General features: G+C 41.1%; 23 protein-coding genes, 2 tRNA genes and 1 pseudogene. 20 read left to right on the top strand and 6 right to left on the bottom strand.

Translation table 11 applies throughout. The features are described from left to right. Positions 1 to 202: 202 nt before the first annotated feature. Positions 203 to 856 (bottom strand): heparan-alpha-glucosaminide N-acetyltransferase domain-containing protein, encoded by a 654-nt coding sequence (locus tag ACZ5GY_RS02515; RefSeq protein ID WP_213690295.1) that lies wholly within the window; start codon positions 854 to 856, stop codon positions 203 to 205. A 224-nt stretch (positions 857 to 1,080) separates the two neighbouring features. Between ACZ5GY_RS02515 and speD the strand changes: the two genes are divergently transcribed. Continuing rightward, entirely contained in the window at positions 1,081 to 1,497 is a 417-nt protein-coding gene (speD, locus tag ACZ5GY_RS02520; protein WP_213690294.1) for an adenosylmethionine decarboxylase, read from the top strand. Between the two features lie 78 nt (positions 1,498 to 1,575). On the opposite strand, the gene ACZ5GY_RS02525 is transcribed toward speD, so the two are convergent. Together ACZ5GY_RS02525 and ACZ5GY_RS02530 are read right to left on the bottom strand one after the other, a co-directional pair. After that, positions 1,576 to 1,651, bottom strand: a tRNA-Glu gene (locus tag ACZ5GY_RS02525). 8 nt (positions 1,652 to 1,659) lie between these two features. Further along, positions 1,660 to 1,733 (bottom strand) — tRNA-Gln (locus ACZ5GY_RS02530). 468 nt (positions 1,734 to 2,201) lie between these two features. On the opposite strand from ACZ5GY_RS02530, the gene ACZ5GY_RS02535 reads away from it, so the two are divergent. The 9 genes and pseudogenes from ACZ5GY_RS02535 to lptB all read left to right on the top strand — a co-directional run bounded on the left by ACZ5GY_RS02535 (position 2,202) and on the right by lptB (position 10,610). After that, the gene (locus ACZ5GY_RS02535) at positions 2,202 to 3,542 is read left to right on the top strand and encodes a sodium-dependent transporter (protein ID WP_464111967.1); all 1,341 of its coding nucleotides are present in this window, start codon (positions 2,202 to 2,204) and stop codon (positions 3,540 to 3,542) included. Positions 3,543 to 3,876: 334 nt separating this feature from the next. Next, the gene (locus ACZ5GY_RS02540) at positions 3,877 to 4,377 is read left to right on the top strand and encodes a glycine betaine ABC transporter substrate-binding protein (RefSeq protein WP_464111968.1); all 501 of its coding nucleotides are present in this window, start codon (positions 3,877 to 3,879) and stop codon (positions 4,375 to 4,377) included. A gap of 25 nt (positions 4,378 to 4,402) precedes the next feature. After that, a pseudogene (locus ACZ5GY_RS02545) lies at positions 4,403 to 4,708 on the top strand (glycine betaine ABC transporter substrate-binding protein); the annotation flags it as partial. 261 nt (positions 4,709 to 4,969) lie between these two features. Next, on the top strand, positions 4,970 to 6,226 hold the full coding sequence (locus ACZ5GY_RS02550) for a class II fructose-bisphosphate aldolase (protein WP_213696061.1): 1,257 nt from the start codon (positions 4,970 to 4,972) through the stop codon (positions 6,224 to 6,226). A gap of 345 nt (positions 6,227 to 6,571) precedes the next feature. Next, the gene (thrC, locus tag ACZ5GY_RS02555; protein ID WP_464111969.1) at positions 6,572 to 7,621 is read left to right on the top strand and encodes a threonine synthase; all 1,050 of its coding nucleotides are present in this window, start codon (positions 6,572 to 6,574) and stop codon (positions 7,619 to 7,621) included. Then, positions 7,618 to 8,526 (top strand): homoserine kinase, encoded by a 909-nt coding sequence (gene thrB, locus ACZ5GY_RS02560; RefSeq protein ID WP_213690290.1) that lies wholly within the window; start codon positions 7,618 to 7,620, stop codon positions 8,524 to 8,526. The genes thrC and thrB overlap by 4 nt, the downstream gene beginning before the upstream one ends. Before the next feature lie 77 nt (positions 8,527 to 8,603). Further along, on the top strand, positions 8,604 to 9,038 hold the full coding sequence (locus tag ACZ5GY_RS02565) for an ACT domain-containing protein (protein WP_464111970.1): 435 nt from the start codon (positions 8,604 to 8,606) through the stop codon (positions 9,036 to 9,038). An 86-nt stretch (positions 9,039 to 9,124) separates the two neighbouring features. Beyond that, entirely contained in the window at positions 9,125 to 9,901 is a 777-nt protein-coding gene (locus tag ACZ5GY_RS02570; protein ID WP_464111971.1) for an LptA/OstA family protein, read from the top strand. Beyond that, entirely contained in the window at positions 9,882 to 10,610 is a 729-nt protein-coding gene (gene lptB / locus ACZ5GY_RS02575) for an LPS export ABC transporter ATP-binding protein (RefSeq protein ID WP_213690287.1), read from the top strand. The genes ACZ5GY_RS02570 and lptB overlap by 20 nt, the downstream gene beginning before the upstream one ends. Here the strand turns inward: lptB and ACZ5GY_RS02580 are convergent. After that, complete coding sequence (locus ACZ5GY_RS02580) at positions 10,583 to 11,059, bottom strand: hydrogenase 3 maturation endopeptidase HyCI (RefSeq protein ID WP_213690286.1); 477 nt, start codon at positions 11,057 to 11,059, stop codon at positions 10,583 to 10,585. The genes lptB and ACZ5GY_RS02580 overlap by 28 nt on opposite strands. A gap of 45 nt (positions 11,060 to 11,104) precedes the next feature. On the opposite strand from ACZ5GY_RS02580, the gene murJ reads away from it, so the two are divergent. The 6 genes from murJ (at position 11,105) to guaA (ending at position 18,113) form a co-directional block, all read left to right on the top strand. Beyond that, positions 11,105 to 12,691, top strand: a complete 1,587-nt coding sequence (gene murJ, locus ACZ5GY_RS02585) for a murein biosynthesis integral membrane protein MurJ (protein WP_464111972.1) — start codon at positions 11,105 to 11,107, stop codon at positions 12,689 to 12,691. Continuing rightward, positions 12,681 to 13,238, top strand: coding sequence for a hypothetical protein (locus tag ACZ5GY_RS02590; RefSeq protein ID WP_464111973.1), 558 nt, complete (start codon positions 12,681 to 12,683; stop codon positions 13,236 to 13,238). The genes murJ and ACZ5GY_RS02590 overlap by 11 nt, the downstream gene beginning before the upstream one ends. A gap of 6 nt (positions 13,239 to 13,244) precedes the next feature. Then, positions 13,245 to 14,258 carry a tRNA (adenosine(37)-N6)-threonylcarbamoyltransferase complex transferase subunit TsaD gene (gene tsaD / locus ACZ5GY_RS02595; RefSeq protein ID WP_464111974.1) on the top strand — a complete coding sequence of 338 codons (1,014 nt, stop codon included), beginning with the start codon at positions 13,245 to 13,247 and terminating at the stop codon, positions 14,256 to 14,258. Positions 14,259 to 14,464: 206 nt separating this feature from the next. Then, positions 14,465 to 14,755 (top strand): co-chaperone GroES, encoded by a 291-nt coding sequence (groES, locus tag ACZ5GY_RS02600; protein WP_213690282.1) that lies wholly within the window; start codon positions 14,465 to 14,467, stop codon positions 14,753 to 14,755. A 39-nt stretch (positions 14,756 to 14,794) separates the two neighbouring features. Further along, positions 14,795 to 16,435, top strand: coding sequence for a chaperonin GroEL (gene groL / locus ACZ5GY_RS02605; protein WP_213690281.1), 1,641 nt, complete (start codon positions 14,795 to 14,797; stop codon positions 16,433 to 16,435). A gap of 145 nt (positions 16,436 to 16,580) precedes the next feature. Next, positions 16,581 to 18,113, top strand: a complete 1,533-nt coding sequence (guaA, locus tag ACZ5GY_RS02610) for a glutamine-hydrolyzing GMP synthase (protein ID WP_213690280.1) — start codon at positions 16,581 to 16,583, stop codon at positions 18,111 to 18,113. A 60-nt stretch (positions 18,114 to 18,173) separates the two neighbouring features. On the opposite strand, the gene ACZ5GY_RS02615 is transcribed toward guaA, so the two are convergent. Further along, the gene (locus ACZ5GY_RS02615; protein ID WP_464111975.1) at positions 18,174 to 18,746 is read right to left on the bottom strand and encodes a TetR/AcrR family transcriptional regulator; all 573 of its coding nucleotides are present in this window, start codon (positions 18,744 to 18,746) and stop codon (positions 18,174 to 18,176) included. A gap of 20 nt (positions 18,747 to 18,766) precedes the next feature. After that, the gene (locus tag ACZ5GY_RS02620; protein ID WP_213699773.1) at positions 18,767 to 20,110 is read right to left on the bottom strand and encodes an MATE family efflux transporter; all 1,344 of its coding nucleotides are present in this window, start codon (positions 20,108 to 20,110) and stop codon (positions 18,767 to 18,769) included. 205 nt (positions 20,111 to 20,315) lie between these two features. Between ACZ5GY_RS02620 and ACZ5GY_RS02625 the strand changes: the two genes are divergently transcribed. The 4 genes from ACZ5GY_RS02625 to ACZ5GY_RS02640 all read left to right on the top strand — a co-directional run bounded on the left by ACZ5GY_RS02625 (position 20,316) and on the right by ACZ5GY_RS02640 (position 25,169). Further along, positions 20,316 to 21,242 (top strand): carbon-nitrogen hydrolase family protein, encoded by a 927-nt coding sequence (locus tag ACZ5GY_RS02625; protein WP_213691184.1) that lies wholly within the window; start codon positions 20,316 to 20,318, stop codon positions 21,240 to 21,242. Between the two features lie 37 nt (positions 21,243 to 21,279). After that, positions 21,280 to 22,425 carry an AI-2E family transporter gene (locus ACZ5GY_RS02630; protein WP_307879503.1) on the top strand — a complete coding sequence of 382 codons (1,146 nt, stop codon included), beginning with the start codon at positions 21,280 to 21,282 and terminating at the stop codon, positions 22,423 to 22,425. Between the two features lie 6 nt (positions 22,426 to 22,431). Further along, positions 22,432 to 23,082, top strand: coding sequence for a molybdopterin-guanine dinucleotide biosynthesis protein MobB (locus ACZ5GY_RS02635; protein WP_213699772.1), 651 nt, complete (start codon positions 22,432 to 22,434; stop codon positions 23,080 to 23,082). Positions 23,083 to 23,207: 125 nt separating this feature from the next. Continuing rightward, positions 23,208 to 25,169: a sodium-translocating pyrophosphatase gene (locus tag ACZ5GY_RS02640; protein ID WP_213695135.1), complete on the top strand. Its 1,962-nt coding sequence runs from the start codon at positions 23,208 to 23,210 to the stop codon at positions 25,167 to 25,169. The last annotated feature ends 46 nt before the right edge of the window (positions 25,170 to 25,215 follow it).

Here is a 25,215-nt window from a genome sequence, read left to right on the forward strand (position 1 = left end):
TTGGTGGGTACTTAGTGATGGAAAGAAAGCTTATTAGTCCATTTGGTTTCAGTGTATTTATATTGGCTAAAGATCCAGCGAATCTCATTGCGGCAAAGATAAGTAGAAAAGCTCCGCCGACCAAGCCTGTTTTTTTAAAGGCACCATCTCTGTACTTGATAAGAATGCGTCCGAATATTATGCCTAAAAGAGTTATACTTAACTAGGGCATAAGTGGGTAGACCCAAAAAGCTATTGGCCCCACAAAGGTTTTAAATTCCCAAGGTGTAAAGAGAAGAATTTGAGACATAGAAAGTTGCCCAGCTATTTCTTTTATAGGGAGACCTAAGGGAAGAAAGAACGGAGTTACAATAATGCAAATCATCGAAAAGATTACTAACCATAAGGAGCGTAATTTCATTAACAGCGAACTTGCCATCATAGAGATACCCAATGTTGAAATAATAGTGAAAAAGATGAACCATTTGGGACCACCTTGTTTAGTTAAAAATCCCCAATTCCAAAAGAAATTCTCTAAAGTGAGTGATAAAAATAGAAGAATAAATCCTCTGATGAAAAAGTGACGAAGCATAGCATGCGCTTTCCAACCGCGTTTTATCCTTGATTCAACAAAGAGAATCATTCCGGTTCCCATAAGGAAAGTGAAACCAGGAGCACAAGGATGTGTAATCCATCGCGTGAAAAAAGCGAGCAGAGAATTACCATAATCCGGCATGGGCAAAGCCCACATTTCACTAAAGTGAATGTTACCTATAAATGATGAAGAATGGTCAAGAGCCATTAAAATCATGAGGATTCCGCGAGCGGCATCTAGTTCAAGAATCCTTTTACCAGACTTTAAATAACTTGTTTCCATCTTTTTATCCTCCTTACACTTTTAATTTTAATTTTACCCCCGTTTTAAAGCGTTCACAATAATTAGCTAACTATCGTTTTGCTTTATAGTTTTTTGTGCTGGGAACAGTGTGAAAAGTATTCAAGATTTTTTACTTTCTTTTTTGTGCTTTTGTGTTCTTTTGTACTATACTTATTCCACTTGGCCTGAGGGCAATTTTGTTTGTAGAAAGAGGAGGAGGGTAAATGTCACCAAAGGGGTACCACTTTATTGTTGAGGCTTCGGGATGTGGGGACGTTATCGGACAGGTTGAACGGTTGCAAGAGATTTTAGTGGAAGCGGCAAAAAGAGCAAATACGCAGGTTTGGTCCGTGTCCTTTCATCGATTTCCTCCCAATGGAGTGAGCGGCGTTGTGGTCATCAGTGAATCGCATCTTTCTGTCCATACATGGCCAGAAGCTCAGTATATGGCTCTTGATATCTATACCTGTGGGGAACACAGTATGCCAGAGGTAGCTGTAAAATATGTATTGGAGCAGATTGGTGCCGCCCATACCCACATAACAGAAATTACCCGTGGAATTGATGATGGCGACGAACTTTACTACCACTCGTTTATTACTTGGGAAGAGAGATTAAAAGAGGAAGACGAAGGCAAGTAGAGAGTTCTCTTCTTCTCTCGTTGTTATCCAAAAAGCAAAAAAAGAGGCTAGAATTTCTAGCCTCTTTTAAATTTATATTGGTAGCCCCAACGGGATTCGAACCCGTGTCTCCACCTTGAGAGGGTGACGACCTTGACCACTAGTCGATGGGGCCTCTTTTTCTGGCTGGGGAACCTGGATTCGAACCAGGATTACCTGATCCAGAGTCAGGCGTGCTGCCGTTGCACCATTCCCCAACATTCTACGTCTCACACAGCGATGGGTATATTACCATGGTCTTTATGAAACTGCAACCCCTTTTCTTCGCAGAAATGTGTTTAATGGTGAACCTTGAAATATTTAATAAAATAGAATTTGACAAGTCTGAAAATAACATATAGAATAGCGCCACTTTCGAGGATACAAAATACACCAGAGGCAAGGAGGGGAACGTAGTGATTATAAATCGAAATACTTTAGTTAACATAATAATTATACTCCTCGTTATTATTAGCTGCGGGCCCTCTTCCGGAGCGCCTACTGGCATTTGATTTTAGCCAGCAGACTTTTCGGGGTCGGGCCCTTTTTAGGGTTCGGCCCTTTTTTTATTCAGTCATCAAGATCACATTAAATTCTTAAATAACTAAATTACTAACGCCATAAAGAGCGCTTATGTTATGCGTCTATCTGTTTTGAATATTCAAATATTACAGGGAGGGATTTTTATGAGACAAGAAGAAAAAGAAAGGGAGCAGTGGGGAAGCCGGGTTGGCTTTCTTCTTGCGTCAGCGGGATCAGCAGTTGGTCTTGGAAATATCTGGCGTTTTCCCTATATTACGGGTAAAAATGGTGGAGCTGCATTTCTCGTGATATACATTGCTTTGGCATTTACTATAGGAGCATCAGTAATGTTGGCAGAGTTTGCTATTGGTCGCGCAGCGAAAAAGAATGCTGTGGGAGCTTTCAAAGAGCTAAAAGGAGGCGCCTGGCCTCTCGTTGGTTGGATGGGGCTGGCTGTAGCCTTTATTATTCTTTCTTATTATGCCGTTATCGGAGGTTGGACATTCGCTTATATTTTTAAGTCTTTCACAGGCCTTATGTCTCTTAATGATACGTCGGCTGTACAGAATGCTTTTTTAGGTTTTATTGCTAATCCTACTCAAGTTCTTCTGGCTTTTTTTGCTTTTATGCTTATGGTTGTTATGGTGGTGTATAAAGGTGTTGGTCAAGGTATTGAACGGGCCAGCAAAATTCTAATGCCAGGACTTTTCCTTATCATACTGATACTTGTTGTCAGGGCTTTGACGCTTCCAGGCGCATCAAAAGGTATTGCTTTTTATCTTAAGCCAGATTTTTCAAAAGTTACAGGAAGTACTATTATTGATGCTTTGGGACAAGCTTTTTATTCCCTTTCTCTCGGTATGGGAATTCTCATAACTTTTGGCAGCTACATTGGTAAGAATGAAAATATTCCTAAATCAGTTGCTACAGTTACTCTTCTTGATACCCTTGTTGCTTTTCTTGCTGGATTGATCATTTTCCCTACTGTTTTTTCTTTTGGCATCGATGCGGGGGCAGGTCCAGGTCTCACTTTTATAACTTTACCCGCAGTTTTTTCGAAAATGTGGGGCGGTATGGTCTGGTCAGCGCTCTTTTTTGCACTTCTCTTTATAGCTGCTCTTACCTCGTCAGTATCTCTTTTCGAGGTTGTTGTATCTTACTGTAAAGATGAGTTGAAATGGAGTAGAAGAAAAAGTTGCTTTCTTATGGGAACAGCTATCTTTCTTCTCGGAATTCCATCGGCTCTTTCTCAGGGAGCCTATCCTATTAATCTCTTTGGAAAGAGTTTTCTTGATGCCATGGACTGGGTATGCAATAACATCCTTTTGACTACAGGTGGTCTTTTGATCTCTTTATTTGTTGGATGGGTTGTAACAGATAGAATCAAAGATGATGTTTCCAACAATGGCCGACTTGACTTTGCTCTTATGTCTCCATGGCTTTTGATACTGCGCTTTTTTGCTCCTATAGCTATCATTATGATCATGTGGAATGGTTTACGTTAAAATCTTAGTTTTTTAACTGAACAGAAAAGAAGGATTTTACAAAAGAATTCTTCTTTTCTGTTTGCAATATAGTAGGATTGTTAGTGATAAGTGCCCTTCTTTCTTTGACGCAATAGTTCCAACATGTTAATTTATAGTGAGTGTTGTGCATATGAAGCATATTTTTACTAGAAGAAAATAAATGGCGTGACAAACTACTAAATTGCTGGTGATTTTTTTATTATGTAGTGTTGTGTTTTTTGTTAACTAATTATTGTTAATGGTTTATTCCCCGAAAGAAAATTGTATAGCTATGCTTCATATGTCTTCGCTTAGGAATAAAGGAGGTAGCTATATGAAAAAATATTTTGTTTCGATAATACTTCTCATAAGTGGTTTGTCTCTAATAATTTCCCCTTTCTCCCCAAAAGCATTAGCCAGTCAAAAAGAGATTGTTATGATTGATCTAAGTTATGATTCTGTTCAAATACATAATAGAGTGGCTGGTTTTATTCTGGAACACGGATATGGCAAAAAAATAGACTATGTTTTTGCTGACTCAATGCCAGGTCTTTTGGGGCTTGAGCGAGGAAATTATGATGTAGTATTGGACCTTTGGGTTGATAACGTTTCTGAATGGTGGAAACGTAACAAAGAAGCAGGAAGGGTCCTTAGTCTTGGCAATACTTATCCTGACGCTCCTCAAGGTTGGTATGTCCCTACATACGTTATTAAAGGAGATCCCGAACGAGGGATTGATCCAATATTTCCGAATCTAAAGTCTGTGATGGATCTTCCAATGATATTGGGAATTTTTCAAAGATCCAGAGGAACCAAACGAAGGAAGATTTTATAATGCTCCTTCTGGATGGGGTTGTCATTCCATTAATAAAGATAAATTCGAAGCGTATGGATTAGATGAATATTTCATAGCGTTCGATCCAGGATCAGGAACAGCTTTGACGACAGTTATTATGCGTGCCTATCAAAGAGGAGAGCCGATTCTGGTTTATCATTGGGAACTGACCGCAATAATGGGTACTCTTGATATGACAATGCTTGAAGAACCATTGTTCGATCAGGAAAAATGGGAAGAAAATCATGGATGCGCCTATCCCAAGTCAAAAGTTCTTAAACTTATTAATGCTGATTTTGCAAAAAAAATCCTGATATTGTCACTTTCTTGAAAAAGTATCAATAACGTTAGATAAGTCTAATAGGGCGTTAGCTCATATGCAAAAAAATAAAGCAACTGCAGAAGAAACAGCTCTTTGGTATCTCAAGGAATACAAAGAGGATTGGATGAATTGGCTTGATGATGAGACAATTCGTAAGGTTGAACAAGCCCTATAAAAAGCTTGTGGTATAGTGTATTGTATGTCATTTATGGGTGTCTATATTTGAGATAAAAATATTTTAGGAAAATTATATAAGGAGCGTGACAACGGATGAGAACGAACAGCGCCTCATATAAAGAGATGCTGAAAAAACGCCCTCTGAACGTTCAGGCTTTATGGGGAAATGAAGAAGTTGGATTGGTCAGTGGTCGAGACATTGTTAGAGCCTTCAGAGAAGCAAATGCTATTATTCTTGCAGCTAATGCACGGAACCCTTTGACAATAAAAGGTGTGTTCAGGGCTGCTAAAAAATTGAATGCGGCTGTTTTTATTGAGATAGCGAAGTCAGAAGCGACGTACTGTGCCGGAAATTTCCAAAATCTTCCGGAATATGCAGTAAAAACTTCTTCTGAATTGGGACATGGTGTGATCTTTGGTCTACATGTCGACCATTATGCTATTAAGTCCGAAGCGGATCTTTTCAAGGCTGTAAGTCATATTCCTTCAATTATTCAAGAAGGATGGACTTCTGTTGCCATTGATGCTTCTCATTTGCCAGATTGGGAAAATCTTTGCAGCACTCGTGATGTAGCAATGCATATCCCTCCCTATCTTGGATTGGAAGTTGAAGTAGGTGAGATAAAAGGGCCAGGGGAATTAACCACAGTAGAGGAAGCAAAATTCTTTATTGGAGGGCTTAATTCGTGGGGAATCTTCCCAGATCTTCTTGCTATTTCTAATGGCAGTTTGCATGGAACTTATGATACAGGCCAGCAGGAAGGCATAGATCTTGAAAGAACCCTTGAAATAGCCAATGCTATTCGCCCTTATGGTGCGTCAATTGCGCAGCACGGTATTTCTGGTACTCCTATTGAAAAAGTGGCTAAATTTGCCCGTTTTGGCATTAATAAGGGAAATGTTGCGACTCTTTTCCAGAACATTATATTTGGAATCAAAATGGATCCAGATACGGGAAACGCCATTACAGAAAACGGTGCGTATGTCAAAGAGCCGAATCGTGGTGTAACTGAGCAAACATGGCAGAAAATTGTAGAGTGGTGTGACGCTCAAGGATACAGTAGAAAAGACGGAAATTATAAAAAAGCTAATTTGCCCATGGGAGATATAATTCAGAGCGAGTCCCCTGAAATTATAGGGCGAATTGTTGATGAAACAGAGGAATGGGCAACGCGTTTTATTAAGGCATTTAATGCAGTGGATTCTGCTGATAGAGTTCTTGAGTTTATTGCAAAACGCTCTGATCATAATGGTACTCCCGAACAAGCAATTTTAGGGAAAAGATCCGATTTTACAGTTGATCGTGTACCAGGACATTCCGTAAAGGACGGTCAAGATTATACAGATTAGAAAAAATCTCTTCTTGACAGATATATAAACTAAGTATATAAGATTACCTCAAATGTAAAATTTGTTTGTGGTATGAGCGATGAAGAGGAAAGTAGTTTTGTATTTATCCGGAACAGAGAGAAAAGCCAGCGGCTGAGAGCTTTTTGCGGATTGTCTGAACGAAGACCACCTTGGAGCTTGTGTCGAAGCCTATAGTATAGGGATAAGACACGGAAACCGCACCCTATTATCTGTTGCGGAAAAAGAGCCGGCTTATGCCGGAAATGGAGTGGAACCGCGAGTGTAGCCCACATCGTCTCCTATTTGGAGAGATGTGGGCTTCTTATTTTTTAAGGAGGGCGAAAAATGGCTAGGCAGGGAATACTATATAGATACGAGAAGGATCTACCTCTAACTCAGGCAACACCACGTATAACGTTGCTTGAAGGGGATACTCCTCTTATTCCTTTAAAAAACTTGAGTCGTGAGTTGGACGTCACTCTTTGGGCTAAGTTTGATGGCCTTAATCCAAGTGGTTCCTTTAAAGATAGAGGTATGGTTATGGCTGTGGCTAAAGCTCTTGAAGAAAAGTCGAATGCCGTTATATGTGCCTCTACTGGAAATACTTCTGCTTCTGCAGCTGCTTACGCAGCATCTGCGGGACTCTCATGTTTTGTCTTATTGCCAGAGGGAAAAGTAGCTTTAGGGAAGCTAACTCAAGCTCTGATTTACGGTGCAAAGGTTGTTGCTGTACGAGGAAATTTCGATGAAGCTCTACGTTTAGCGAGAGAACTTGCCTCATCTAAAAAAGTTACCCTTGTCAATTCTCTTAATCCTTATCGTCTTTGGGGGCAGCGTTCTGCCGCTTGGGAAATCTGCGACGAATTGTCGGAGGCTCCCGATTGGATCGTTTTACCTGTTGGAAATGCTGGAAATATTAGTGCTTACGCTGCAGGGTTGGAATACTACAAAGAGATAGGAAAAATAAATACTATGCCTCGTTTGATGGGTGTGCAGGCAGAGGGAGCTGCACCTCTTGTTCGTGGATATACGGTAGAGAATCCAGAGACAGTTGCTACTGCTATTCGAATCGGTAACCCCGTAAATGCTGAAAAAGCTATTAAGGCCATTCAAATGAGTTGTGGCCAATTTGCTTCTGTTTCTGACGAAGAAATTCTTGAGGCTCAACGTGAACTTGCTTCCCATGATGGTGTCTTTGCAGAACCCGCTTCGTGTGCTCCTCTTGCGTTTCTTCTCAAATTGAAAAGGAGTGGAAAACTACCGCAGGGATTGCGCATTGTTCTTATCCTCACTGGAAATGGTTTAAAGGACCCCGATGCTCCTCTCAAGGGATTACCTGATCCTATTGCTGTCGATGGCACAATTGAAGCGTTGGGGGGAGTTTTAGGACTATGAGGCTTTTTAGAGTAAAAGTTCCGGCTTCAAGTGCTAATTTAGGATCTGGATTTGATACGTTAGGCTTGGCATTAACGCTATACAACTTTTTCGATGTTAAAGGTTTTTTAAAATCAGGCTCATATAACATTGAAGTAATAGGGGAAGGTAGCGGAGAGTTATGCCAAGATAACAATGCCCTTGTCCAGAGTTATGAGTATGCCTGTAAAAAATGGGGAATAGATCCACCTGGCCTTGACCTGTGTTCTTTAAATGCTATTCCTATGGCTAGAGGATTGGGAAGTTCTTCCACAGCGATTGTCGCTGGTATAGCTATTGCTAATGTGTTGAGAGAAGCTCCTCTTCCTAAAGAAGAATTATTGCCGTTAATGGTTCAGCTTGAAGGACATCCGGATAATGTCGTTCCTTGTTGTATGGGAGGTATGGTTGTGAGCGGCATTGATGAAGAAAATGTCAGGTTTGTTAAATTGCCCCCCTTACCTGAAAACATATTTGCTGTTGTCGCTGTTCCTGATGTGCGTGTAAGTACACAAAGTGCCAGAGATGCCCTTCCCGAAAAAGTATTTTTGAAAGATGCTGTTTATAATATAAGCCGAGCAGCCCTTCTTGCTGCTTCGTGGAGTACCGGCAATTGGAACAATTTACCTTGGGCTATGGGGGATCGGTTACATCAGCCTTTTCGAGCTCGCCTTTTTCCTGGTGGAGAAGATATACTTAACGAACTTTCTAATGCTCCCGGTTGTCTCGGAGTTGCCATTAGCGGATCTGGCCCAAGTATGATAGCCTTTACAGAAGAAGTTGCAGGAGACGTTGCCAGACATATGTGCTCCATCTTTTCACGATACGGTATTCGCTCCCGTTTTTTTGTTCTTAGTGAAGAGCGTGAAGGCTTAAGCGTGCTTTAAATCTACACTTTTGAGGGGAGGTTTTTAAAATAACTGCCAAAAAGAAAACTAACAGTCAGATTCAGAAAAGCTTAGATGTGGCCAAAGTTGCCCTGTTGGGGGTTCCAGATATTCCAGGTATAGCTGCTTCTTTGTTTTCTGCCCTTGCCGATGCTGATATCAGAGTGGAAATGATTGTTCAGAGCGTTATGAGAGGACAAGTTAATGATATTGCTTTTCTAGTTCAAAAGAGTGGAATAGAGGGAGCAATACGTGTTTGCCGAGCTGTGTCTATGGAAATTGGAGCGCAGGGGGTAACCTTTGATTCTGAGATCGCGAAGGTATCTGTCTTGATTGATGGAACTGATATAAAACTTCCTTCAAAGGTTTTTTCTGCTCTCGCTCATAAAGGCATAAATATTGATATGATTTTAGCAACGGAAAGTGCTGTGACATGCGTTGTTTCATCTTCTACTGTTGACGATGCCATAGAGGCTTTAGAGTGGAAATTTCAAGAAAAGAAGAAGTCCTAATAGAGAGCTTCTTCCAATAGCAGATATAATGTAGAATAACTGCGGCGTTTTTACGTCGTATCTTTTACGGGGACGGTGTAAGGTATATGAAAAAAAGCCTCAGGCATGTAAAAATTTTAACTATTTTGGCCTTGCTTTGTATCTGTGCAGGTACTTTATGGGCGGTAGAGGCCCATGTAACGGCAGATAGCATGGTGTATCACTCTAGAACAGGTGATTTTACTGCTGATGGCAACGTTCGCATACAGAGAGTTGATTTGCTTATTATGGCTCCTACTGGAAAGGGAAATCTTGATAATCGCCACGTGACTCTATCAGGTGGAGTTCATATTACTGGAAAATGGGAACAAGAACCTGTAGATCTTAAGAGTACGACTTTGGAAGGCGACCTTTCTGAAAATGGTTGGTATTCCTTGTTAGGAGGCGTATCTGGGTATATTGGGCCGCGTTCTGTAGAGGCTCAGGAGCTGAAAGTGAGTAAAACTGCTTTTGAAGCAGAAAAAGTAAAAAAATTTGAGGACAGTCAGCAGAAAATGTTTCTTTCAGCTTCTTCAATAAAAGGAAAAATCAAGAATGGGGAAACATCGGATATTCAAGCTTCTGGAAATGTTGTAATTATCATAATTGGAACTGATGGACAAAAAACTCGTATTACAGGTTCTAACGCTGTTTATTCCCAAGCTCAGGATCTGGTAAAAGTGCGAGGCAATGCTCTTGCGGTACAGCCGGAACGTACGCTAAGAGCAGAAGAAATACTTTACTCTCCGAAGTCAGGAAAGATGTCTGCATCAGGAAAACCCCAAGTTACAATTCAGATGCAGGATAAGAAAGGAAACTCAGAAGATGAGCGCAAAGATTCTTAAGGCCCGTAATGTTTGTAAGGCCTATAAAGGGCGCACTGTAGTTTCATCTGTGAATATTGATGTTCATATGGGTGAAATTGTGGGGCTCCTTGGTCCTAATGGCGCAGGAAAGACGACCACTTTTTATATGATTGTAGGTCTTATTAAACCTGACTCAGGTCGAGTGATGATTGATTCAAGAGACATTACACCCTTCCCCATGTTCAGACGAGCACGTATAGGTGTGGGATATCTTCCTCAAGAGGCATCTGTTTTCAGAAATCTTACAGTAAAAGAAAATATAGAAGTTATTTTCCAAGAACAGGGAAAGAGTAAGAAAGAAATGGATATGATGGTTTCCCACATATTGGAAGAATTTGGCCTGACTAATTTAGCTAATATTCCTGGGTATGCTCTCAGTGGTGGAGAACGGCGTCGAGTCGAAATAGCCAGGTGCCTTTCCATAATGCCGGATTTTATATTGCTTGATGAGCCCTTTAGCGGCATAGATCCTATTGCTGTTTACGATATTCAGCAGATTATATTGAGTCTTCGAGCTAAGGGATACGGTATTTTGCTTACGGATCATAATGTTCGTGACACCTTGGCTATTACAGATCGAACCTATCTTATACATCAGGGAGAAATAGTAATAGAAGGCTCTCCCGATGAAGTTGCCCAGAGTGATGTTGCAAGAAAATTTTATTTGGGTGACAGGTTTTCATGGTGAAGTAGGGGTATACTTTCAAAATCTTCTTTTCCAAGTATTACGAGAAGCTCTTGAGCGGCCTTTTTTACTTCGTTTGATATAGGAGCCCCTAGATCTTGGTTTGATGGTTGTATTCCTATGTAGATGACAGAGATCTTTTGCACTAAATCTCCTAGAAGCATTCCTAACGGTAAGCCGTGAGTGCTGAAGCTGATATTTTCTACCATGTCAAAAGGAATGCGCCGAAGAGAACCAGGAGCAAGATTCATATCGGCAGCATCAATGATGAGAAGTGTGTTTGGACTTTTCCGTCTTAAATCAGCAACATAATTTTCAGGCATAGTTTCGCAATTAATAGCGGTTATCGAGCGTTGTAGTCCTTCTTTTCGTAGCGCGTCAGCAACAAATGGACCGACACCGTCGTCGCCAAAAAGGGGGTTGCCAATACCCCAAAGTATAATAGAACTCAAAGAAAGCACCTCATTTCTTGCTAATTTTTTCAGGAGGCGTATTTCATGTCCTCTCGTGTTTCCCGAATGGTTAAACACGCTCTAGTAATGATGGTTGGAACTTTTGCTAGCCGAATTTTAGGCTTAGCGCGAGAAATTGTAACAGCTGCTATTTTTGGGGCATCAAGTCAACTTGATGCCTTCTATATTGCATATACGTTAGCTAATCTATCTCGACAAATGCTGGCAGAGGGAGCTCTTTCGGCTGCGTTTGTGCCTGTTTTTTCCCAGACTCTTCTTCAAAAAGGAAAAGACAAGGCTAGGAACTTAGCGCGGCAATCTTTATGCATTCTCCTTCTGGCAGGTTCAGCTGTTGTGTTAGGGGGAGTCCTTTTGTCTCCCTATCTTGTCAAAATTATGGCCCCAGGTTTCGACCCTGTCAAAGCCTCTTTGGCAATTTCTATGACACGATGGATGTTCCCTTTTTTAATTTTTGTTTCGCTTGCTGCTTTAGCTATGGGGGTTCTTAATAGTCTTGATTCTTATTTTGTTCCAGCTATAGCACCTGCGCTGAGCAATATTGTCTATCTCATCATTCTTCTCGTAATGGCCTCTCGTTTTGGAATATGGACACTTATTATTGCCGTTTTGGCTGGAGGTTTTTGTCAAATGGCTCTCCAATGGGTTTGGAGTGGATTCAAAGGGATAATGCTTTTGCCGGAAAAGCCTCGATTCAAAGATCCTGAGCTTCGAAAAGTAATGAAACTTTTCTTTCCTTATGCCGCTGGATTATCGTTGAATCAGGTCAATCCCGTTATAAGCCGTATGTTAGGGTCCTTTCTTCAGGATGGAGCCATTTCTGTTTTAAATTATGCTAATAGAGTTATCCAATTGCCTTTAGGACTTTTTGTAATTGCCATATCTCAGGCAGTCTTGCCGGAACTTTCTCGTTGTGCGGTTGGCGATACAAAGGAGTTTCGAGAAACAATGCGAGATGCGGTACGGTTTGCCCTTTTTGTTGTTCTTCCTGTTACAGTGGGTCTTGTTCTCGTTGCTGATGAAGTGGTCAATATATTATTTTTTAGGGGAGCCTTTAACGCTTGGGCATGGCATGCAACAGGGGTTGCTTTGGCTATGTATGCTTGGGGACTACCTGGAATGGCTTGTACAACTGTTCTTCTCAGGGGGCTTTATGCACAGAGCACTCCCCGTTCAGCTTTACTTGTAACATTGTCGAGCGTGGTTTCCAATGTTATATTCTGTCTTATTCTTGTTAAGCCGATGGGATTTGCCGGTTTGGCTCTTGCTGCGTCTTTAGGGTTCACCTTCTCTTCTTTTGTTGGGGGATATCTTTTAGCTCGGAGAATTAATCACCCATTAGAAATTCTGGGTATGAAGTGGACATTTCGAATGGGAACCATATTAGGAATTATGACAGCTGCGATATTGAAATTTAAAGCTTTCTATCCTTTTCCCATCGAGGAGAGCCTTATTGTAAGATGCAGCTGGCTATTTGCTGTAATGATTCTGGGTGCAGCGATTTATGGTGTGGGAACATTGCTCTTTAAATTTCATGAATGGCAGTGGTTGCGAGGAGCATTTACAAAAAAGAAAGAGACAGACCAGAAGGGAGATTCTCATAATGATCAATAGAACAACGCGCTGCGGGAAAAAGATTGCTTTTCTATTGTGTTTAGCTATCTCTATTTTTTGTTCAAGCACGCCAGGAAGCGCAGCCGATACTCTGCAACAAAAAATTGATGAACGAACAATTGTAATTTGGATAGAGGGAGAAGCGTTGGGAGACATGGTCATTGGGGCGCGAGCTCAAGTTGCGTTTATTTATGTTGATGAATCTCTTTCTAAAGGGATTGTTTCTGATCCGCATGCTCCTGATTGGTTAAAATGGCACGCCAGCCATTTTTCAAATAAAGAATTGCGAAACAGAGCACTCTTTGTTATGCGCTATAAGACCATAAAAAGATGGGATTTTTCTCCAGAAAATATAAAAGTTGGCACTCATAACGTCGATCCAAAGGATATTTTGACGAATGAAGATTTTATGGCTGTGGGTGATTTGCCTCCCGACACAATTGGAACGTTAGCTTTTTCGGTTCCATCTAAATATGTGATTAAAGGACGAAATGTAGAACTCTCATATGAGCAATACACTGGGGTTTTCAATGTACCAAAGAGGTGACAATAGGTGAAAAAAAGCTTTTTAACATTAGGAATAGAAAGTAGTTGTGATGATACTGCTGTTGCTATATTGGAAGGACAGCGGAACGTAAAGGCTGATTTAATATCGAGCCAGATTAAAGATCATGCCCCTTTTGGGGGGGTTGTGCCTGAATTTGCGTCGAGAAAGCACCTGGAGGCTATTTTGCCTCTTGTTCATAAAGCATTAGGCGATGCCGGCATAACTAAACCGGCTCAAGAGCTTTCTCTTGTTGCAGTCACAGCCGGTCCCGGCTTGATGGGGTCTTTGATGGTAGGGGTAATGACTGCCAAGGCTATGGCTCAGACATGGAAGTTGCCCCTTCTTGGCGTTAATCACCTTGAGGGACATCTTTTTGCAAACGTTGTAGCATCTCCTGACCTAGTTCCACCTTTTATCTGTCTTATTGTTTCAGGAGGACATACGGAGATAGTTTTGGTAGAAGATTTTGGAAGATACAGTCTTTTAGGTGCTACTCGTGATGATGCTGCGGGGGAAGCTTACGACAAGGTGGCCAAACTATTGGATCTGGGATATCCTGGAGGGCCAGTGATCGATTCACTTGCTTACAAAGGCGATCCTAAAGCCTTTTCTTTTCCTGTCCCGTTAAAATCCAGTAATGAAATTGCTTTTAGTTTTAGTGGTTTGAAAACAGCGGTGCTGTGGGCTGTGAATGATTTGAAAGAGAAGAAAGTCGAACTTCCAGTGGCAAATTTATGCGCTTCATTTCAAAAAGCTGCAGTGGAAGCCCTTATGACCAAGCTAGAAAGAGCGGTCGAAGTTACAGGTATTCGGAAAGTTGCTATCTCTGGTGGCGTTGCAGCTAATAGAGGATTGAGAGAGGCTCTGATGAAAAAAAAGGATTGGATGGTTTTTATTCCTCCAGCAATTCGTTGCACTGACAATGCTGTAATGATTGCAGCAGCTGCCTTCAATAGATATCAAAAAGGGGATATATCAGATCTTTTGTTAGCGCCTAACCCCTCATGGACACTGGTTTAGTATTTTAAAAGAATTTAAAAGTAAGAATATAGGAGAAATAACGAGGAAATGATGGATTATCAAGAATAAATTCAGCTAATTACATTTAACCATCCTTGAGATTCAAAAGCAGGACAATTAATATCTAAGCCGTTCGGTTAGCACTCGATGACATTGAGTGCTAATATGTTAAAAGAGATATTTATCTTTTAGGGAGGGATTCTCGAATGAATTTAAAGCCACTTGGTGATCGTCTTGTCGTTAAGGTCATCAATCAGGAAGAGAAAACAAAGGGAGGCATTGTTCTTCCAGACACTGCAAAAGAAAAACCCCAGGAGGGAGAAGTTATTGCAGTGGGAACCGGTAAGGTTCTTGAAAACGGACAGAAGCTTCCTCTTGAAGTTAAAGTCGGCGATCGCATTATTTTCAGTAAATATGCTGGAACTGAAGTAAAGCTTGACGGAGACGAATTTGTCATTTTCAGCGAGCGCGATGTACTCGCTATCGTTGAGAAGTAAGAGTCGAGAACGAGATCTCTATTAAGGGGGAAAATAAAAATGCCGAAGATCCTTACTTTTAGTGAAGAAGCACGCCATGCAATGCTGCGTGGTATTGATAAAGTAGCTGATACTGTTGGTGTAACACTTGGTCCTAAAGGACGTAATGTTGTTCTTGAGAAAAAATTTGGATCTCCCACAATTACCAACGACGGTGTTACCATTGCGAAAGAAATCGAATTGGAAGATCCTTTTGAAAATACAGGAGCTCAGCTTGTAAAAGAAGTTGCTTCCAAGACAAATGATGTAGCTGGAGATGGTACCACAACAGCTACAGTTTTGGCTCGCGCAATTATCCGTGAAGGTATGAAAAACGTTGCGGCTGGTGCTAACGGTATGCTTATGCGCCAGGGAATTGACAAAGCTATCGATTTCGTCGTGGATGAGCTGAAAAAGATGGCTATTCCCGTTAAAAATAAAGACAAAATTGCTCAGGTAGCTTCTATTTCCGCCAATGATTCTGCTATTGGTCAGCTTATCGCTGAAGCTATGGATAAAGTGGGACAGGATGGAGTTATCACAGTAGAAGATAGCCAGACCGTAGGAACCACTCTCGAAATGGTCGAAGGACTTCAGTTTGATAAAGGATATATCAGCCCTTATATGGTAACTGATCCTGAGAGAATGGAAACAGCATTTGATGATGCCTATATTCTTATTCACGATGGCAAGATCAGCAATATCAAAGACCTTCTTCCTATTCTCGAAAAAGTTGTTCAGACAGGTAAACCTCTCTTGATCATTGCTGAGGACATCGAGGGAGAAGCTTTGGCAACTCTCGTAGTTAACAAACTGAGAGGCGTAATGCAGGTTGCAGCCGTTAAAGCCCCAGGATTTGGTGAGCGTCGTAAGGCAATGCTTAACGATATCGCCATTGTAACCGGCGGTCAGGTTGTTAGTGAAGATATCGGCATCAAACTTGATAGTGCAGATATCTCCATGCTCGGAAAAGCCAAAAAAGTTCGCATTACAAAAGAAGAGACAACTATCGTTGAGGGTGCAGGCAACCCAGACGAAATTCGTAAGAGAGCTGCTCAGATCAAACGAGAGCTTGAAGATTCTACTTCCGATTATGACAAAGAGAAACTTCAGGAGCGCCTTGCTAAGCTTGTTGGCGGCGTAGCTGTCATTCAGGTTGGTTCTGCTACTGAGACAGAGCAGAAAGAGCTCAAACATCGTATTGAAGATGCTCTTAACGCTACAAGAGCTGCTGTTGAGGAAGGAATCGTTGCAGGTGGCGGTGTTGCTATAATCAACTGCCTTGCTTCCCTTGAGACATATCTTGAGGATTTTGCCGGCGATGTGAAAACTGGCGGTACAATTGTGTTGAGTTCCCTTACAGCTCCGTTGCATCTTATTGCTCAGAATGCTGGATATCAGGGCGATGTCATTGTTGAGAAAGTTCGCGGCTTGAAGACTGGTAATGGTCTAAATGCTGCTACCGGCGAATATGTTGACATGATTGAGGCCGGAATTATTGATCCTGTAAAGGTTACACGCAGCGCATTGCAGAATGCTGGTTCCATTGCAGCTATGGTTCTGACCACTGAAGCTATTGTTGCTGACAAACCAGAACCTAAGAGTGCTACTCCAATGCCGGGTGGCCCGGGTGGCATGGGCGGAATGGAAGGCATGTATTAGGAATATCAGCAATCGACAAAATATAAATATGAAGAAAAGCCTCCACGAAAGTGGAGGCTTTTCTTTTCCCTCTTTTCTCTTTCTGGTAATATAATTGAAGTACGAATTTACCTTGAGAATTTTGCTCTTTTTCGGAGGAATGTAAATGGATAATATAGTGATTCTTGATTGTGGCTCTCAGTTCACACAGCTGATAGCTAGAAGAATAAGGGAACTGAAGGTGCATAGCGAAATATTGCCTTGGGATACCTCTGTTGACGATATTCGTCAACGTCAGCCTCGTGGCGTTATTATATCTGGTGGACCTCAGAGCGTTATGGAAGAAGGCAGCCCAACTGTTTCTGCAGATCTTTTTAATATTGGTGTTCCTATTTTGGGAGTATGTTACGGAATGCAGCTTTTGACAAAACTTCTAGGTGGGCATGTCGATTCCGGAGTAAGCCGGGAGTATGGGCGAACAGCCATTTCTCTGAAAGAGTTGAATTCTTTGCTTTTGAAGAGTGTGCCTGAGACATTTGAAGTATGGATGAGTCATGGTGATCATATTTCCAAACTTCCAGATGGGGCAAAGCTTTTGGCAGAAACAGATGGTGGGGTTCCTGCAGCCTTCGCAATGGAAGAAAAACATATTTGGGGATTGCAGTTTCATCCTGAAGTTGCTCATACGCAGAACGGAACGGCAATTCTTTCCAACTTCCTTTTCAATATTTGTTCATGTACTGGAGATTGGGATCTTGGAAACTGGATTGATACCATGGTTGAGGATATAAAAAAGACGACCCAGAATACTAGAGTTATTTGTGGTCTTTCTGGCGGAGTCGATTCAAGTGTCGCTGCTGTGTTGACTGCAAAGGCTATTGGTGATCGTCTCGAATGTATATTTGTTAATAATGGTTTATTAAGGTATCAGGAAGCTGAGCGAGTTTTGGAGCAATATAAGCAATTAGATCTTAATGTGCATTATGTGGACGCTAGTGATCGTTTCTTGGAAGCCCTAAAGGGTGTTACCGATCCTGAACGAAAACGAAAGATAATAGGGGAGACCTTTATACGCGTTTTTGAAGCGGAAGCAGCTAAAGTTGAGGATGCAGAATGGCTTCTTCAGGGAACTCTCTACCCAGACGTTATTGAGAGCGGTCAAAAAGGAAAAGGTGCTTCTGTCATTAAGAGCCATCATAATGTTGGCGGATTGCCTGATGATATGAAACTAAAGGTTCTTGAACCTCTGCGCGATCTTTTTAAAGACGAAGTGCGGACAATAGGCACATTATTGGGAATTCCAGACGATATCGTTAATAGGCAGCCTTTCCCTGGTCCTGGCCTGGCAGTGAGATGCTTGGGAGAACTTACAAAAGAACGTCTTGAGACATTAAGAGCTGCAGATGAAATCTTTAGAGAAGAGTTTTCAAAGAGTGACCTCTATCCTACAGTGTGGCAGTCTTTCTGTATTCTTTTGCCAGTTAAGACCGTAGGAGTTATGGGAGATTCAAGAACCTACGCTGAAGTGGTTGCTCTTCGTGCAGTTGAATCTGCAGATGGAATGACTGCTGATTGGGTGCGTGTTCCTTACGATGTATTAGATAGAACGTCTCGGAGAATTTGTAATGCTGTTAAGGGAATTAACAGGGTTGTCCTTGATGTTACCAGTAAGCCACCCTCCACTATAGAGTGGGAATAAGCGCTTACAAATAATTCTATAAATATTCAGAGCGGCTTCTTTTGAAGCCGCTCTGCTTTTTCACAAAGAGTCAACTCCCTTGAAATAACACTGATTAACTAAAGTAAACATCTCTTGAGCCCATTGATCATTTTTGTAATGGCGTGCAATTTCCAGCAAACTTTCCGTAAAATTGGATGCTAGAATGTGAATAAGCATGTTGTCATAGTGTCTGATTGTTTTTGAATCTAGCGCTTTTCGAATATGAAGTTCAAGAATATGAACAAGCTCATCTTTTGCGTGTGCGTGCTTTGTCCCAGAGCCCTTGTCCACTAAAATTACAAGTTTTTTATGATTTGCAAAAAGGTTGTTCATATATATTACTCCAGCATCTTGAGAACTTTTCGAAGTAAATCCATGTAGAGACGATTCTTCTTCTTTAATTGCTTGATGAAAAGCAAAATATACAGGTTCAACTACATCATTGAACAGGTCTTCTTTGTTTTTATAATAGGAGTAGATAAGTCCTACCGGAATCCCTGCACGATTCGCAATGTCTTGCATTTTTGCACTTCGAAAGTCTTTTTCATAAAAAACTTCCTCTGCTGCGTAAAAAATTCGTTCACGAATTTCTTCTTTTAAAACTTGCGGCATAAACTTCCTCCCCCTTATTGTCAAAAGTGCAGTGTTTTATTTGCTCGAAGAACTAAAAATAACGTTTGGATAATCGTGCAAATATCAGCTATAGGTTGAGCCCAAAAAATACCTTTGATCCCAAAGTATTTAGATAAAAAATACATTGCTGGGAAGAAAAATATTCCTTGTCGAGATATATTCAGTATAAAACTTTCCTTACCTCTCCCTAGCGCCAGAAACGCCTGCGAATAGGTACATTGAAATCCGAAACCAATGAAGATAAGCCCATTTAATAAAAGTGCTTTTGAGGCGAGCTTTGAAACTTCTAAAGAGTCGTTTGAAAATGCCATAGCGATGGGATGACTGAAAAGAGCAATCGATATTCCAAAAATAGCGCAGAAACTAGTGAGCCAAAGAAGAGTAGTGCGGATAGCCAAGCGTACTCGATGATACTGTTTTGCTCCATAATTTGCTCCAACAACGGGTTGATAACCTTTAGTATAACCAAAAACCACAAAAGATCCCAATGCCATCAAGCGTAACATGACGCCCATTGCTGCCACCATGTCATCTCCGCCAAGCATTCTGGCTTGTTGATTGGTATACCCCATAGAAAGACTAGTAAGCAGTTGAACAAAAAAGCTAGGGAGACCAATCTTGAAAATTTCTTGCAACATAATTTTATCTGGTCGAAAGTTTTTGAGAGAATAATGAAGATAACTCTTCTTCCGTAAAATAAACTGGAAATAAAATATATTAGCAATGAATTCTGCTAAGACAGTGGCAATGGCAGCACCAGAAACACCCATGGACAGAGTATATATAAAAATTGGATCAAGAATAATATTGAGAACAGCTCCTGTTGTCATTCCTATCATAGTAAGTTTTACGCGTCCTTCCGCTATCGTTAAATTGCCCATTATGATAGACAGAATATTGAATATTGATCCAGATAGGATAATAGTGGCGTATTTGTGGGCAAAACCATAGCTTTGTTCAGTAGCTCCCAACGTAAAGAGCAGAGGTTTGATAAACAGGAGAAAAAGGACTATGAAAAAAATACTTCCTATCAACCCGCCGAACAGGGTCGTAGATGCAGTGCGATTAGCACGCTCTTTTTCCCCAGCTCCCAGCAATCGAGCTATATAGGAAGAACCTCCTGTACCGAAAACGAGACCGATCCCAATAACAATCTGAACCAATGGAAATACTACAGAGACTGCGGCAAAAGCCGATGTACCAAGTCCAGTAACAAAATAGCCATCAACAACGATATACAGAGCATTGATAAGCATTCCAAACACGGTTGGAATACCCATTTTTAATAAGGTTTTCTTTAAATCTCCATGTAACATAAGTTGAACTCTTTCTTCTTTGTTCATTCGAGTATCTCCTTAAAAATGAATTTATATTCAATAATGAGAGTAAAAAATACACCGTCAACTTGCGGTATATATTGAATACGAATTCGATATTATAAATCAAGGTGATTTTATAATCAACAATAAATCTATATACTCTTTGTCTATGGAACTGGTATACTTTTACTGTTGGACAATATAAGTTGTATTTTGCTTGGAGGTTGCTATGAAAGACTTATCAAAATATTTAAAAGTTGCCTTGGTCCAGGCTTCCCCAGTTATGTTTGATAAGAATTCCACTATCGAAAAGGTTTGTGGACAAATTAGAGAAGCTGGCGCGAATGGAGCAGAATTGATTATATTTCCTGAGTCTATTATTCCTTGTTATCCATATGGATTGACATATGGATTTACCGTCGGTTCACGAACGGAAGCTTGTCGAGATGACTGGAAAATCTATTATGACAATGCACTCCTCTGCCCTAGTGGAGATACTGATAAGATAGGTGCTGCAGCAAAAGAGGCACGTGCCTATGTTAGCATAGGCTATACCGAGCGGGACTATAATAATGGTTCATTGTACTGTTCCAATATGATTTTCTCCCCGGAAGGAGACCTGCTGTGTAATCATCGGAAGTTGAAGCCTACAGGTACAGAACGAGTGATTTGGGCAGATGCCAACAAGGATTATTTTCCTGTAGTTGATACGCCATGGGGGAAAATGGGAGCTTTGATTTGCTGGGAAAACTATATGCCTCTCGCTCGTGTAGCACTTTATCAGAAGGGGGTTTCATTATATCTATGCCCCAATACTAACAATAATCCTGAATGGCATAGTACTATTAAGCACATTGCTATTGAGGGCAAATGTTATGTTTTTCATGTTAATCAGTATTTTACAAAAGAAATGTATCCTGTTGGATACCATGGCCCTGCTGCTGAAATTGAAAAGCTGCCTGATACACCCTGTAATGGAGGCTCTGCCATTATCGATCCTTACGGTCACTATGTTACTGAACCTGTTTGGGATAAAGAATGCATCATTTATGCCGACATTAATCCCGATGAGTCTGCAAGGGCTAGAATGGAATTTGATGTCTGCGGCCACTATTCGAGGCCAGATGTTACAGAATTAATAGTTCATGAAAAATAAATGTTTATAATTGAAGTGTGGGATGGGAGAGATTGTTTTGACATACCAGAGTCGGCGGCCTTATAAACGGATTCGAAATTTTTTCCTTCCGTTTACAATTGTTTTTTTAGCATTGGGTGCTCTTGCATATCTGGTGTCCTTTAATCTGCTTCGTCCGTTGGCATGGTCAGCCATATTGTCGTTTTTTGTTTATCCTTTTTATAAAATTATTCACGGAAAATTATTTAAGGGGAAATACCCTAACGTTGCAGCCGTCCTATCCACAGCGATTCTCATTCTTCTTATAGTTGTACCAGCCATCTTTGTAGGCGTTACACTGGCTAGGGAAGGAATACGAATATATGGACATCTCGCCTCGATTTTGTCAAAGGTGAACATTGAACAAGGCAAAGGACTGATGAATCTTTTCTTCCCTGAAATAATTGCCAATAGAATACGTCCTTTCTTAGAGGATTATCCCTTCTTAGTCAATGTCATAGAACAGATTGGGTCATGGATTGCCTCCACGTTAGCAGATACCTCCAGATCTTTTTTGGGAGATTCTATACGTATCCTTTATCAACTTATAGTTATTGTTGTGGCTTCTTTCTTCATGATTAGAGACGGACACGTTATTCTAGACTATGTAAATGATATTGTGCCTCTTCCTTTAAAAGAAAAAGAAGCTTTTTTCAATAGGGCAAAGCAAATTCTACAAGCGGTTATTTATGGCATCACCCTTACCGCCGGTATTCAGGGTGTTCTCGGAGCTCTGGGATGGTGGTATGTAGGACTCCCTAGCCCTGCACTTTTTGGCGCAATTATGGCATTGCTGGCAATGATACCCTTTATTGGTACACCACTTATTTGGGGGCCGGGAGCTATATATCTTTTTTACAATGGGCAGATAAAAGAAGCTCTTATTCTTTCAATCTGGGGACTTACCATTGTGAGTATGGTCGATAATTTTATTCGTCCCATATTTATTTCTGGCGGAGGAAAAGCTCACGTACTTATTATTTTTATAGGTGTTGTCGGGGGTTTAGCATCTTGGGGTTTTCTCGGATTGTTCTTGGGGCCTTTGATCATAAGCCTTTTTGTCTTTTTGCTTGATAGCTATAGAAATATCTGGAAGGGCTACATACGAGAATACAGCGTGAAAACAAGTCCGATTGAGACTCCTTCAGATCGGGCGAAAGAGTGACTTGATATGGCTTTTATTTTTACTGTCGCTGGGATAAAAAACAGTGGTAAAACAAGCCTTTGCCTTTTATTGCTTGAATATCTAAAGGAAGCTGATGCTAAAGTTGCTTATGTCAAACACTCTCATGAAAAAGTTTTATCATCATGCCATACAGATACGGGAAAAGCTTTATTATACGATATCCCGGTGCTTTATTGGGGTGTTGATGGTTATCGATATGAAAAAGCAGGAGACTTGCCCCTTGAAAAAATACAGTATAATATAGAGCCTGATCTTGACATTCTTCTAATTGAAGGGGGAAAATCTTTCTCCTACCCGAAGGTTTGGATAGGAGAACCTGAAGATTGTCCTTCAGATATTTTGGGAGTTGTTGCTTTTTACAGTTTGAATTCAAAGAGAGAAAAAGAGACGAAATGTTCAAGACAAATATTTTATGTTGGAGAAGAAAAATTTTTGGCGGAATATATTCTTTCATTATCTCGTAAGGCAAATCCCAATAAACTTACTCTGACTGTAGAAGGGGAGTATATACATTTAAAACCTTTTGTAGCGGAGTTTATCGAGGGTGGCATAAAGGGCATGCTCTCTTCTTTGAAGAAAATAGGAAAATTAAATGGAAATATTGAAATATTTATAAAGAAAGACAAAAGGAAATAGGTTTTATCACTTGTCTTTACTATCTCTCCTTACTATAATTGACTGAGTTTTTGGCCGTAGTTGCCCGCCTATTGAGGCGGGCTGTCTTTTTCAAGTTTTTATGAATTAAAGGGAGGTTTCTTTGTATGGATTCTCAGGCGTTTTGGATCGTAGTAGGATCTGGAGTTCTGGCTCTCGTTTACGCTTTCTTTGCATATAGCAAAATTAAAGCGTTTGAAGTCAAAAACGAAAGAGTTAATGAACTTTCAGAAATCATTCATGGTGGGGCAATGGCTTTCCTTTCGAGGGAGTATCGTTGGTTGTTCCCTTTCGCAATACTTGTTGGAGCTCTTCTTGGCTTTAAAATCGGCATGGGGACAGCTGTTTCTTTCTTAGTAGGTGCTCTCTTCAGTGCTATCGCTGGATATATTGGCATGACAGTTGCCACACGCTCTAATGGAAGAACTTCTTACGCTGCCACTCATGGAATGAATGAGGCTCTTGGTGTCGCTTTCCGTGGCGGAAGCGTTATGGGGATGTCTGTTGTCGGTCTTGGTGTTCTTGGAATAATGCTTTGCTACGTTCTTTTCAAGGATCCCAACATCATAACAGGTTTTGGTTTCGGAGCAAGCTCCATTGCTCTTTTCGCTCGTGTTGGTGGAGGCATTTATACTAAAGCTGCCGATGTGGGAGCTGACTTGGTTGGTAAAGTTGAAGCCGGAATTCCTGAAGACGACCCACGTAATCCAGCTGTTATTGCCGATAACGTTGGTGATAACGTTGGAGATATTGCCGGAATGGGTGCCGACCTTTTTGAATCATATGTAAATTCGATTATTGCAGCTATGGCTATTGGTTTGACCGTTTTTGGAGGTCGTGGCATTTACTATCCCCTTCTTCTGGCTGGTTTAGGAATTGTTTCAGCCATTATCGGAACGATGTTTGTCCGTGTTAAAGAAGGCGGCAATGCACAGGTTGCTCTCAGAATAGGTACCTTTGTAACAGGCGGAGTTATGATTGCAGGCTCTTTCTTTGTAACCAAAGCTGTTTTGGGAGACTTAACTCTTTTCTGGGCTGTTCTTTCCGGAGTGGCTGTGGGAGTTCTCATTGGTTATGTGACTGAAATTTATACGTCTGGAGACTATAATTCTGTTAAGCAGATCGCCAAATCCTCAGAGACAGGACCAGCTACTGTTATTCTTTCCGGTATAGCTGTGGGAATGAAATCCACTGTTATACCTGTTATACTGATCTGTGTTGCTTCTCTTGTTGGTTATAAATTTGGAGGCCTCTTCGGTATTGCATGTGCAGCCGTTGGTATGCTTTCAATCACTGGAATGACACTGAGCGTTGATGCTTACGGACCTATCGCTGATAACGCTGGTGGAATCGCAGAAATGAGTCACCTTCCTCATGAAGTTCGCGAAATTACCGATAAACTTGACGCCGTAGGGAATACTACAGCTGCTATGGGTAAAGGTTTGGCCATTGGTTCCGCAGCTCTTACAGCGTTAGCTCTTTTTGCTGCATATGCGCATGCTGTTAATCTTGATGCCATTGACTTAAAAGATCCTCAGGTTATGGTGGGGTTGTTCATCGGAGGCATGTTACCTTTCCTTTTCAGCGCTTTGACAATTCAGGCTGTTGGACGAGCTGCTCAATCCATGATTGATGAAGTCCGAAGACAGTTCCGTGAGATTCCAGGCATTATGGAGGGAACAGGACGCCCAGAGTATGAGCGATGTGTTGATATTTCAACTGGCGCTGCTTTGAAAGAAATGGTTATTCCTGGTCTTTTGGCTGTCATTACCCCTATTCTTGTTGGATTGATTCTTGGTCCTGAAGCATTGGGTGGTCTTCTCGGAGGATCTATCGTTACCGGTGTTATGATGGCTATCTTCATGTCAAACTCGGGTGGTGCGTGGGATAACGCCAAAAAGTACATAGAAGAAGGAAACTTCGGCGGTAAGGGAACAAGTAATCACTCTGCTGCAGTTGTAGGAGACACAGTGGGAGATCCTTTCAAAGATACGTCTGGTCCAAGCTTGAATATTTTGATTAAGTTGATGTCAGTCGTAGCTTTGGTTTTAGCTCCTCTCTTCATGTAAGTTAGGTAAAGTTTATTGTAAAGATTGTATTTTCTGAGGGGAAGGA

It is taken from the genome of Aminobacterium thunnarium (assembly GCF_055390565.1).